The organism is Flagellimonas pelagia, assembly GCF_003584135.1.
Lineage (GTDB): Bacteria > Bacteroidota > Bacteroidia > Flavobacteriales > Flavobacteriaceae > Flagellimonas > Flagellimonas pelagia.
This window is the reverse complement of sequence record NZ_QXFI01000033.1, coordinates 167,598-180,531: the sequence shown is the minus strand read 5'-3', so window position 1 is coordinate 180,531 and position 12,934 is coordinate 167,598. Positions and strand designations below refer to the sequence as shown.

Annotated in this window: 7 protein-coding genes; 3 read left to right on the top strand and 4 right to left on the bottom strand. The window is 44.8% G+C overall.

The window, feature by feature from the left end:
• The first annotated feature begins 64 nt into the window (after nucleotides 1–64).
• Complete coding sequence (locus D2V05_RS14900) at nucleotides 65–2,461, top strand: sodium-translocating pyrophosphatase (protein ID WP_119648393.1); 2,397 nt, start codon at nucleotides 65–67, stop codon at nucleotides 2,459–2,461.
• Between the two features lie 128 nt (nucleotides 2,462–2,589).
• On the opposite strand, the gene D2V05_RS14895 is transcribed toward D2V05_RS14900, so the two are convergent.
• The 4 genes from D2V05_RS14895 to D2V05_RS14880 form a co-directional block, all read right to left on the bottom strand.
• Nucleotides 2,590–4,044, bottom strand: a complete 1,455-nt coding sequence (locus D2V05_RS14895; protein WP_183114850.1) for a SusD/RagB family nutrient-binding outer membrane lipoprotein — start codon at nucleotides 4,042–4,044, stop codon at nucleotides 2,590–2,592.
• Nucleotides 4,045–4,070: 26 nt separating this feature from the next.
• A complete protein-coding gene (locus D2V05_RS14890; protein ID WP_119648391.1) occupies nucleotides 4,071–7,196 on the bottom strand; it encodes a SusC/RagA family TonB-linked outer membrane protein in 3,126 nt (1,041 codons plus the stop codon).
• Nucleotides 7,197–7,781: 585 nt separating this feature from the next.
• Entirely contained in the window at nucleotides 7,782–8,498 is a 717-nt protein-coding gene (locus D2V05_RS14885) for an energy transducer TonB (protein ID WP_119648616.1), read from the bottom strand.
• 190 nt (nucleotides 8,499–8,688) lie between these two features.
• The gene (locus D2V05_RS14880; protein WP_119638691.1) at nucleotides 8,689–9,303 is read right to left on the bottom strand and encodes a deoxynucleoside kinase; all 615 of its coding nucleotides are present in this window, start codon (nucleotides 9,301–9,303) and stop codon (nucleotides 8,689–8,691) included.
• A 304-nt stretch (nucleotides 9,304–9,607) separates the two neighbouring features.
• Here D2V05_RS14880 and metK point away from each other — a divergent pair, with 304 nt between their 5' ends.
• Nucleotides 9,608–10,861, top strand: a complete 1,254-nt coding sequence (metK, locus tag D2V05_RS14875; protein ID WP_119648390.1) for a methionine adenosyltransferase — start codon at nucleotides 9,608–9,610, stop codon at nucleotides 10,859–10,861.
• Between the two features lie 107 nt (nucleotides 10,862–10,968).
• A complete protein-coding gene (locus D2V05_RS14870; protein ID WP_119648389.1) occupies nucleotides 10,969–12,903 on the top strand; it encodes a CocE/NonD family hydrolase in 1,935 nt (644 codons plus the stop codon).
• Nucleotides 12,904–12,934: the final 31 nt, after the last annotated feature.

The window sequence follows — 12,934 nt, the reverse complement described above, 5'->3', positions numbered from 1 at the left end:
TTTTTTTATTACTTCGTATTTTACTACATTAGCTGCCATTAAAAAATTCTAAACAACTCAATCTATGGATTTAATCGTAAAGTTTTTGCCCGTTTTTGGTATCCTGGGCCTATTGTACGTGTTCATTAAGAACGTATGGATCTCCAAACAGGAAGTTGGGGACGAAAAAATGGCAAGGATTGCCAAGAACATTGCCGATGGTGCAATGTCCTTCCTAAAGGCAGAATATAAAATACTCAGCATTTTTGTGGTGGCTGTGGCCGTGTTGCTTTTCTTCAAGGGAAGCAATGAAGCGGGCTCCAATGGAATGGTGGCCGTTTCCTTTGTGGTAGGGGCCATTTGTTCCGCCTTGGCCGGTTTCATCGGGATGAAGGTGGCCACAAAAGCCAATGTTAGGACCACCCATGCGGCAAGAACCTCATTGGGCAAGGCCTTAGAGGTAGCCTTTGCGGGTGGTGCCGTTATGGGACTAGGTGTTGTTGGTCTTGGTGTTTTGGGATTGAGCGGACTTTTCATGATCTATAGCGGTCAGGGTTGGGAAATAGGTGAAGTGTTGAACGTACTTTCCGGTTTCTCCCTTGGAGCTTCTTCCATAGCATTGTTTGCCCGTGTGGGTGGTGGTATTTACACCAAAGCTGCCGACGTAGGTGCGGACTTGGTAGGTAAAGTGGAAGCAGGAATCCCGGAAGATCACCCTTTGAACCCAGCAACCATTGCCGATAACGTAGGGGACAACGTAGGGGATGTGGCCGGTATGGGCGCTGACCTTTTTGAATCGTATGTAGGTTCCATCATCGGTACCATGGTATTGGGCGCTATTTTTGCCACCTTGCCAGAATTCCAATCTGCTTTTGACGGATTGGGAGCAGTGTATTTGCCCTTGGCTTTGGCTGCAGTGGGGATTGTGATGTCCATTATCGGTACTTTCTTTGTGAAAGTGAAGGATGGTGGAAATCCACAGACTGCCTTGAACATTGGGGAATTTGGGTCCGCTGGATTGATGTTGGTGGCGTCTTATTTTTTGATTGATGGCATGTTGCCTGAATCTTGGGTAGAAGGTGGAAAGGAATATTCCTCTTTTGGTGTGTTTTTGGCCACCATTGCCGGTCTGGTTGCCGGATTATTGGTGGGTAAGGTTACCGAATATTATACTGGAACGGGTACAAAACCAGTGAACTCTATTGTTCGTCAGTCCGAAACGGGTTCCGCTACCAATATCATTGCAGGTTTGGGTGTGGGTATGATGTCCACTGCCATTCCAATTATTTTGATTGCAGCTGCCATTTTGGTTTCGCATTACTTTGCCGGTTTATATGGAATTGCCATTGCCGCGGTGGGAATGTTGGCCAATACAGGTATTCAATTGGCTGTTGATGCCTATGGACCTATTTCTGATAACGCAGGTGGTATTGCCGAAATGGCCGAATTGCCAAAAGAAGTGCGTGAGCGTACCGATAAGTTGGATGCCGTAGGAAATACTACAGCAGCCATTGGTAAAGGTTTTGCCATTGCTTCTGCAGCGTTGACCGCCTTGGCCTTGTTCGCGGCCTTTATGAAGACCGCTGGTGTAAAATCCATTGACGTGTCCCAGCCTGATATCATGGCCGGACTTTTGATCGGTGGTATGTTGCCCTTCGTTTTCTCTGCCCTTTCCATGAACGCGGTAGGTAGGGCTGCTATGTCCATGATCGAGGAGGTGCGTCGCCAGTTCAGTGATATCCCTCAATTGAAAGCGGCATTGGAGGTCATGAGGAAGTACGATTCCGACCTTTCCAAGGCAAGTAAAGAAGATATTGAAGTTTTTGAGGCCGCCGATGGTTTGGCCGAATATGAAAAATGTGTGGCCATTTCCACCCAAGCTTCCATTAAGGAAATGTTGTTGCCAGGATTATTGGCCATTGCCGTTCCGGTAGCGGTTGGCTTTATTGGCGGTGCTGAAATGTTGGGAGGCCTTTTGGCAGGTGTGACCACAGCAGGTGTTTTGATGGCCATTTTCCAGTCCAACGCAGGTGGTGCTTGGGACAATGCCAAAAAAACCATTGAGAGCGAAGGTCGTAAAGGTAGTGATGCCCACAAGGCAGCAGTGGTTGGGGATACCGTGGGTGATCCTTTTAAGGATACTTCTGGTCCATCTTTGAACATTCTGTTGAAATTAATGTCCGTTGTTGCTTTGGTGATTGCCCCGAGTTTGGTAAGTCTATCTTCTCCTGATGATGTTGCCATCGTCAAAGAGGATGGAACCATGATTACGATTACCGAGGAGGGAATGAAGGAAACCAAAGCAATTGAAAAGCAGATCCGAGTAGAGGTAAGCAATACAGAGGATGGTGCTTATAAGGCCATTGTGACGACCAGCACCAGTGTAAATGGGGAAACGGTTGAAGAAACGGAAGAGTTTACAGCTGACACCAAGGAAGCTCTTGAAAAGAAAATAGAGGCCTATAAGAATACCTTGGAATAGGATAATGCCAATCAGATAAAGGAAAGGGGCTTGAATTTTCAAGCCCCTTTTATTTTGGTTCAAGTAGTGGAAGTAAAGTCACACCGACGATAGGTCGGTGCAACCCTACCGCACCAATTCAAAGAATTTTATTGGTTTGTTATTGGGTGTGTTGTATCCCACCAAACATGTGTTCCCAGGTTATCTGGACCTTGTGCACTCACCGCCGCATTGTAGTTCTCCGTGTTGTTGGAAGGATAGTCATTGTCATATCCGTGTCTTACCGGGACATCATCGCCATTCAGGGGCATGGTGGCAGGCTCCAGTACAGGGTAACCGATCCTTTTCCATTCCATCCAAGATTCCCATCCTTGAAGGTACAGGGCCTTCCATTTTTCCTCGGCTATTTGTTGCATGGCTGTAGCGGAATCTGTACTCAATGGGTAGGCCGCCAAATACTCCGACAGTCCCTCAGCTCCCCAATATTCAAATGAAGCGGTTATGCCCGCTTCGTAATAATCGCTTGCACTACCAGCAATCCATCCGAGTTCCACGGCCTCGGCATAGGAAAAGGCAACTTGGTAATACATGTATATCATCCCAGGGAACTCTCCGTTGTAGATAACGTTACTTGATATAAAGGACACGTCACTTGCCAATATTTCCGAATTGGGAAGTCCGTAGGGCATGCCTACATATTCTGGCGTTCCGTTGGAAACAGAAGTTCTCGTGTATTCCGCATAAACCGATAACCGGGGGTCACTATCCGCAATCAGTCTATCAATCAACACATCGCTGACCGCATAATCTTCCCTGGTCTGGAAGTTATCCTGCCATGGGTTGTCGTTGTTGTCGTCCGCAAGAAAGGGATACAGGATGTTTTCATCACTCGATGTAATGGCTCCCGACATGGCTTCCTTGAATTTGGTGGCGGCATAGCCGGTGGGAGAAGGATAAACGTTGGAGAGCCTTAATGCCATGATCAATTTCATGGTGTTGCCAAATTGCTTCCAACGCTCCATATCACCGCCGAACAATTGGTCGCCAACGGGTCCGGTTCCACCGTCCATTTGGGCAATGGCCTCATCGATTTCAGTGAAGAGAGAGTCGTAGATGGCCTCTTGGGTATCGAAAACGGGATAAGGATTGTCCAATCCCTGCAACGCCTCACTATAGGGCATCATCCCCCAAGTGTCGGTCATGTATTGAAAAATGTAGGCTTTGATAAGCCTTGCCACCGCTATCTGGTTAGCATTGGATCCATACACGGTTTGGCCAACTGCCATGTTCTCGTCCGAATTCACATTAATGATGGTCTGAAGATCGGTCAAGGCGCCCTTGTACAGATAATCCGAGTCCCAGTTTTGGGTTACATAACGGGAGCCGTCAGTATAGGTGATCTGGGAGATGTGCTGGGTATAAAGATCTCCTATTTCATCGGTGACCAAGCTTGATATGGTTTTCTCCGCATTGGTCAATAGGCCACTGCTTACCACAGTGGTTGGGGCATCTGGATCCACATTGGTTTCCCCAAAATCAACATTGTCACATCCAATAAGCCCTATCAGGAGGAGTGAACAGTATATTTTTGTATATCGTTTCATGATGCTTTTTTCTTTTTGTGGTATCATTAGAAGGAGAATTTTAAGTTAAGTCCAAAGGTTCTCTGGTTTGGATCTTGAGCGGCTTCGGTCCAACGGATATCATCGGGATCGGTACTGTTATATGCTTCTATTTCTGAAGGGTCAATGCCATCAATGGAAGAATAGATCAACCAAAGGTTGTTGGCATATAGGCTAACAGAAACATCGTCCACGGGGAGGTTGCCCAAAATGGATCTGGGAATGTGGTAGCCTATTTTCAATTGGCGCAGTTTTACATAGCTGGCATCATAGATCCATTCACCAACCTTTCGGTTCATGCTCTTGTAATAGCTATAGGCACTGGTGTAGTATGCAATAGGCTCCCCTGTTTCCTCACTGACACCTTCCACAAGCACACCACCAGAATTTGCCCCTACATTTTGGGCCAATACGGTATTTACCTCGTTCCCGGAACTATCCAAGACAGGGTCCCTTTTAGGATTGCCCAATTCGTTGTCCCCAACGGTAAAATCTCCTAGACCAGAATAGGCCAGCAATGATCGGGTAACAGAGAAAAAGTTTCCACCTCCCTGAAAATCCACGGAGAACCCTAGGTCAAAATTCTTGTAGCGGAAGGTGTTTATGAAACCACCATTAAAATCGGGCTGAACATTGGCCACTTTCACATAGTTATTGGTGTAAACACGCAATCCGTTGCTGTTGATCACTGGTACGCCGTCATCGTTACGGACAACATCGTATCCATAAATGTTGCCCCAATCATCTCCTGCAGTATGTGCCAAGCTGGCCGTACGTCCGGTTTCCACTTCATCATAGGTAACCAAATCGTTGATCTTTACTACTTTTTTGTTGTACCCCGAAATGTTGAAATTGACATCCCATGAGAAGTTTTCGTTTCTAAAGGGGGTTGCAGTTAGGGCTACTTCCCAACCCTTGGTATCTATAATAGATCCATTGCCATAGGTGCTTTCATATCCCGTTGCACCGGTTAGACTCAACTCAGTGGGAAGTTCTTTGTCCGTACGGTCAAAATAGGTAAAATCCAATCCAAGCCTGTTGTTCAGGAAGGATAGCTCGGTTCCTATCTCAATTTCTTCCCTTACACCTCCTATAAGTCCAGGATTGTTCAGGATGTCAGGTACGGAGAGGGCCACGTTGGAGCCATAGGGGTTTTGGATGTCGTAAGTGCTCTGCAAACGGTATACATCCGGAAAGGAGGGGGCTTGTGCAAAGCCGGCCCTGATCTTTCCAAAACTCAAAAAGCTGCCATCGTTGATGAACTCAGAAAAGATAAAACTGGCAGATACCCCATAAGTGTCCACCGAGTTATTGTCGCTTGCCGCGGTGGAACCCCAGTCTATCCTGTAGGAACCATCGAGATAAAGAAAATTTTTATATCCTACAGAGGCGGTTGCAAAGGTCGAATTCAATTTTTGATGTCTGCTATCCCTAACATAATTGGGTTTGTCCACGGAGGTATCAATGCTGTAATAGTTGGGAATCTGGAGACCACCAACAGTTTGTGCCTGAATCAATTTGTATTTTCTTTGGTTGAACTGTGCGCCGGCGCTCGCTACCAAATCAAAATCGCCAATTTTTTTGTTGTAGCTTAATTGTGTGTAGGCCTCGGTAAACTCATTTTGGGTGGTTTTCTCTAAGTATCTTGGTGTAGCCAAACCACCCCAAGCGTTGCGGTCATCAAAATTATAAAGGTCAAATGTCCTTCTTAGGTCAACGGTAGCCACAAGTTCCGGAAGTATTTCATATTCCAGGCCTAAGCTTCCATAAATGGCATTTTTGGTTTCGTGGTTCAGGTTTTCATAAACTTCAAAATAGGGAGAATCCCAATACAATGGAGTGGGGTTGTCATAGGCCCGCATGTTCCAAGAAACGATCTGCCCGTTTCTTTTATAATTTCTCAATCGGGTCATGTCCAACTGTCTTTGCCACCATTCGTTGAAATTGCCCGCGTACCCACGATCTTGTGGGTTATTGAAGGTGTAGCGGTACTGGTAGTTGAAAACACCATTGAACTTCAGTTTTTCGGAAACATTATAGGTCCCCTTAAAGGATATGGTGGTTTGCTTTCTGTCACTGTTCGGGTTGATCAGTGTAGTGCCCACATGGTTCACAGTGGTCTTGATGTTATATTTTTCTCCTCCTTGCAAAAATCCAACAGTTATGTTGGAAGTGGCTCCTGTCTCATAAAAATCTTCAATTCCGTGTGGAGTAGGAACCCAAGGGCGTAGTTCACCGTACCCAGGGTCGCCAACGATCCAACTGTCCCACTGTCGTACCAAGGTGCCGTCCAGACGTGGTCCCCAGGATTCATCGGCTGAAAAGTTTGGGATATTCTGTCCATCGACTTGGGCAAATGTTTGGGAATAACCCCCACCATATTCATTTTGATATTTGGGTAAGAGGTAAAGGGAAGATATGGAAGAAGCAATATCCACAGTGACTTTGGTTTCCCCATCCTTGGCGGTCTTGGTAGTGATGATCACAGCTCCGTTCCTGGCTTCCGTACCGTACAGGGCTGTAGCGGCCAAGCCTTTTAGAACGGAGATATCCTCCACATCCTGCATGTTGATGTCCCCAGGGGAATTGATCTTGATTCCATCCACAACGTAAAGTACGCCTACGTTCCCCCTTAACCTAATGTTAGAGGATTCGTAGGTAGAACTTGGGGATCCCACCAACTGCACCCCGGAAATTTTCCCGGCAAGACCATCACTGATGTCGGTATCCTTGGCCAGGACCACCGATTCCCCTTCAATGGATTGTTGGGCATACCCCAGACTCTTTTTTTCCCGTTTGATACCGAGCGCGGTCACCACCACTTCGTCCAATGCTTGGGCATCTTCTTCCATTTGAACGTCGATGGTGCTGCTTCCGCCTACGATAACAGAGGTTGGCTTTTGTCCTATATAGGTAAAAAGTAGGGTTTGTCCCGGTGCTGCACTGATGGTGTAGATACCGTCAAAATCGGTTTGGGTACCCGTTGCGGTCCCTTCGACTAAAATGTTTACTCCAGGCAGGGGGATTCCAGTATGGTCGGTGACCGTACCTGTGATTGTTTTTTCTTGCGCACTGGTCAAGTGCACGACGAGTAGCATAAGAAATGCTAAGATTCCTTTTAATTTTGTTTTCATATGACTTTAATTGAGCTAGTTACTGTCTTAAAGCTCATCAATAATCACAAGGGTTACAAGCTGGTTTTAAGAAAACTTTGGCATTTGCCGATTTAATGTGAAATAGGGGATTTCAGGTATATTTTTTTTGGAATTTGATGTTTCTGAGGTCACTTTTTTATGGACTCCAATGGTCTGTTGAGAGTTATTTTTGAATAAAATATGTTAAAAATGTTAAATTTAACACATAAAATCATGAAAATTTAAATAAAAACAACATATATGATTTTAAAAATGCTTGTTTCATGTATTAAATTGATTATTTTTTAATTGAAACTGGTTGGAAATTGATTGGAAATCGGGACCGTTTGATAGCAAAAAATTCATTCAAACATTATTTTGAAGGTTCTGGATTGTGTTGTAATTTTAAGTAAGGTCCAAGTTGGATAATATAGAAATGAAAGTATTGATATTATCCTCGCCTTTATTGAAAAAATGAGGTGCTAAGGCAAAGAATTAGCTCTCGCTTTAAAGTAAAGCTAGAAAAACCACGCGTAAGGCGTGGTTTTTTTATGGTGTCATATCGAGCGGAGTCGAGATGCGGAATTAATTCAATTTAAAGGTAATCGGAATGGCATATGGAACCTTAACTGGTGTGCCCCGTTGCTTGCCTGGAGTCATTTTGGGCAACTTCGAAATGATACGACCAGCTTCTTTTTCCAAGCTCTCATGCGGGCCACGCAGTTGAACGTCTCCGATACTACCATCTTTCTGAACGGTAAAAACCACACTCACTCTGCCCTGTAAACCCATTTCTTGAGCCAGTTCAGGGTAACGGATAGTCTTGTTGATGTGTTTGAGCATCATTTCCTGAAAACAAGCTTTTTTTGCTTTTTCATCGGGTTCATTTTCACAACCTGGGAAAACAGGTGCGTTTTCAATGGTAATGAAAGGCACCGTATCTGGGATGTCATCATCTGCAACCTCAATGTCTTCAACATCTACTATTTCAGTATCTTGATTGGTATCTTCTGCTTCAATAACAGATTCTTCAATCTTTTCTTCGTCATCGGCTATCTTGATTTCCGGTGGGGTTTGGATTTTGGGTTTGGGAGGATCAGGTAATTTTATCTTGATATGAGGAGCTTCCTCGATCAGTTCCTTGTCAATCTTCAAACCAGCATGATCCCAATCTTGTTGGGTATCATAGCTTTTCCATTCCAAGGCCATATAGGCGAGTAGGAGAACACAGGCCATTCCTATGGAAAAATAGAGTTTGCTGTTTCGTTTCAGTTCCAATTGTGGGTTTTTCTTTGGTTTCATGATCTTCAAATTTTTGGCCACAAGGGCGTAGTTAATAGTTATGGATGCAATACAGAACCTAAACTATTATGAAAATCAACCTATTAAAAGTAACAATGAGGGAACGGTAGGTTTGAGTGAGGGAAATGGAACCATCACCATCAAATATTGAATTAAGGTTTAATTGGAAAGCTTTGGAAGCGATTATTGCCTAAAAAAGCCCATGAATCTCCGCATCGATGCGGTTGATCACTTCCCCTAAATCTTCAGGCTCGGACACAAAATCAAGGTTGTCCACATCAAAAATGAGCAACTTGCCTTTTTCATAGGTGTTGGCCCAAGCTTCGTAACGCTCGTTCAATCGGCTGAGGTAATCAATGGAAATGGAATTTTCATAGTCCCTACCCCGTTTATGGATCTGGTTTACCAAATTGGGGATGGAGCTACGCAAATAGATCAACAGATCGGGTGGTTGCACCAAACTTTCCATCAATTCGAAAAGGCTGCGGTAGTTTTCGTAATCACGATTGGTCATCAGTCCCATGGCGTGCAGGTTGGGAGCGAAAATGTGGGCATCCTCGTAAATGGTGCGATCTTGGATCACATTCTTTCCCGTTTCCCTGATCCGGAGGATTTGGCGGTATCTGCTGTTCAAAAAGTAGATCTGCAGGTTAAAGCTCCAGCGCTCCATTTGGGTATAAAAGTCATCCAAATACGGATTGTCCACTACATCCTCAAAATGGGCTTCCCACTTGTAATGTTTGGCAAGTAAGTTGGTTAACGTGGTCTTTCCGGCGCCAATGTTGCCTGCTACCGCAATATGCATAGGGTGATTGTGTTTTAAGTTGGTGTTTGTTGATCAGGGAAATTCTAATCGCCGCAATATACAAAGTATATCCACTTGACGAAAAAAAACTGGTTGAAATGGCCTTGGGACATAACCGTATAAAACAAAGTTTTAAAATATGTTTCAAATATGTACTTTTGCTCATCAAACGAGGAAAGATTTGACTGATTGCAACCTCTAAAAAATGCTAAAGCAGTTTGTCCTGAAAGAACTTCAGGCATCTCCTGTGAGATGTAAAACGCCTTAGAGCCTTTCCGTCAAAGCCTTCCCATAAAGTAGTACAATGCCATATTTATTTACATCAGAATCTGTTAGTGAAGGACATCCGGATAAGATTGCAGACCAGATCAGTGATGCCCTTTTGGATAATTTTTTGGCCTTTGATCCCGAGAGCAAAGTGGCCTGTGAAACCTTGGTAACCACTGGTCAGGTGGTGTTGGCTGGTGAAGTGAAGAGTCATACCTATGTGGACCTTCAGAGTATTGCCAGGGAGGTGATCAACAATATTGGCTATACCAAAGGTGAATACAAGTTCAGCGGGGATTCCTGTGGGGTAATCTCCTTGATCCACGAACAATCACAGGACATCAACCAAGGGGTAGACCGAGGTAGCAAAGAAGAACAGGGAGCCGGGGACCAAGGAATGATGTTTGGTTATGCCACCAAGGAAACGGCCAATTACATGCCATTGGCTTTGGATATATCGCACAAGATTTTACAGGTATTGGCCAATTTACGAAAGGAAGGGAACAAGATTTCTTACCTGAGGCCAGATGCCAAGGCACAGGTGACCATTGAATATTCCGATGATAATGTACCGCAACGTATCGATACCATTGTGGTCTCTACCCAACATGACGAATTTGCCACCGATGAGGTGATGCTGGCCCAGATCAAGAAAGATATCATCAATATTCTTATCCCTGAAGTAAAGAGTCTTTTGCCAGAGGATATTCAGAAATTGTTCAATGACAACATTAAGTATCACATCAACCCAACGGGTAAGTTTGTGATCGGTGGCCCACATGGCGATACTGGATTGACCGGTAGAAAAATCATCGTGGATACCTACGGGGGCAAGGGTGCCCATGGTGGCGGTGCGTTTAGTGGAAAAGACCCGAGTAAGGTAGACCGCAGTGCCGCTTATGCCGCACGCCATATGGCCAAAAACCTTGTTGCTGCTGGTGTGGCCGATGAAATTTTGGTGCAGGTGAGCTATGCCATCGGTGTGGTGGAACCTACCTCCATTTTTGTGGAAACCTATGGTTCATCCAATGTGAAATTGAGCGATGGGGAAATTGCCAAGAAAGCCGCTGAGCTTTTCGATATGAGGCCTTTTGCCATTGAGGAGCGTCTTAAGCTTAGAAACCCCATCTATTTGGAAACTGCAGCTTACGGGCATTTGGGCAAGGAACCCCAAACGTTGACCAAGGTTTTTGAATCTCCCTACAACGGAAGGATCGAAAAAGAAGTGGAACTCTTCACTTGGGAAAAACTGGACATGGTGGACAAAGTGAAAGCCGCATTTGGACTTTAAAAACTTGACATCAGTTATAAAATGGATAGGGAGCCTTGATCAAGGCTCCTTTTTTTATTGTCGTACCCAGCTAACTTTAGTAGCTTTAAAGATCAAAATTGAAAAGCATGAAAAGTTCTGTTAGGATTCTGTTATTGAGCCTTGGTTTTTTATTTGTTGCGGTCAGTTGCAAAAAAACAGTGAAGACCGAAGAGCAGCCTGTCGATACCTATGTGGCCGATCACTACACCAAAAAGGAGGTGGACATTGTGATGCGTGATGGCGTTAAGTTGCACACCACCATCTATTCCCCGAAGGACACTTCCCAAAAATATCCTATCCTCATGCAACGTACCCCTTATAGTTCCAGACCTTATGGGGAAGGTAATTTTAGGACCAAAATTGGCCCCAATGAAATTTTGATGAAAGAAGGGAACATCATCGTGTACCAAGATGTACGTGGTCGTTGGCTCAGTGAAGGGCATTATGAAAATATGAGGGCCTATATTCCCAACAAGACCTCCAATGATCAAGTGGATGAAAGTTCCGACACGTATGATACCATTGATTGGCTGGTGAACAATGTGGAAAACAACAATGGAAATGTTGGTGTTTGGGGTATTTCATATCCTGGTTTTTATGCCACTTACGCGACTATAGATGCGCACCCAGCCTTAAAGGCGGCTTCGCCCCAAGCTTGTATCGGGGATTTCTTTTTTGATGATTTCCACCACAACGGGGCCTATTTGCTGAGCTATTTTAGGGCGACTTCCTTGTTCGGAACCCCAAGGCCAAACGGGGACCAGCCCATCGATACGGCATGGTATACCTTGCCGGAATTGCCGACCCAAGATCAGTATCAGTTCTTTTTGGATGCAGGTCCGTTAAAGAATTTGGATCACTTTTTTGAATACGATACCGCCGATACGCCCACCATGCGACCAGAAGGGGTTACTGATGATTATTTTTGGAATGAGTTGAAGGACCATCCCAATTATGATGCAATGTGGCAGAGTAAGGGTCTTATCCAACACTTGAAAGATGTGAAGAGCAGCGTGGCTACCATGATTGTAGGAGGTTGGTTTGATGCTGAAGATCTTTCAGGACCATTGGAAACCTATAAAAACATTGAAAAATACAACAAGGGCAACTACAATACCATGGTTTTTGGTCCTTGGGACCACGGAGGTTGGGCTCGAACCGTAGATAGAAATGTGGTGGGCAACTACTATTTTGGTGATTCCATTTCATTGTTTTTCCAGAAAAAGATTGAAACCAAGTTCTTCAATCACTTTTTAAAAGGAGATGGAAGTCCAAATTCAGGACTGCCCGAAGCGTATGTTTTTGATACGGGTAGAAAGGAATGGAAGCAATACGATACCTGGCCTCCGACCAATGCTTCCAAACAGACCATGTATCTTTCCGAAGACCAGGAATTGACTTCGCAGCCTAAATCAACAACAGGGATCCAGTTCATTAGTGACATTAAAAAACCGGTACCGTATTCCGAAGATATTAAAACCGTTTTCACGCCACGAAAATATATGACGGACGACCAACGTTTCGCGGCCCGCCGTTCGGACGTATTGGTGTTTGAAACCGAGCCTTTGGCGGAAGATTTGACTTTGGCAGGGGATATTTTGGCCAATTTGAAGGTAGCCACAACAGGTACCGCGGCCGACTGGATCGTGAAGGTGATTGATGTGCACCCAGCAGATACCGAGACCAATGAAGAAATGCAGGACCATCTTAAGATGAGCAACTATCATTTAATGGTGCGTAGCGAAGTGATGCGGGGCCGGTTCCGAAACAGTTTTTCCGATCCGGAACCTTTTGTGCCCAATCAAAAAACTGAAGTGGACATCAAGCTTCAGGATGTGTTCCATACCTTTAAGAAAGGGCATAGGTTACAGGTTCAGGTGCAGAGTACGTGGTTCCCGCTTATCGATTTGAACCCACAAACCTATGTGGACAATATCTTCAACGCGGACGAGTCCGATTTCAAAACACAGACCCATACTGTTTTCACGGATTCGAACATTGAGTTTACGGTGCTGAAATAATCAGCACCTTTTGTTGTGTGGAGTTAAAGGG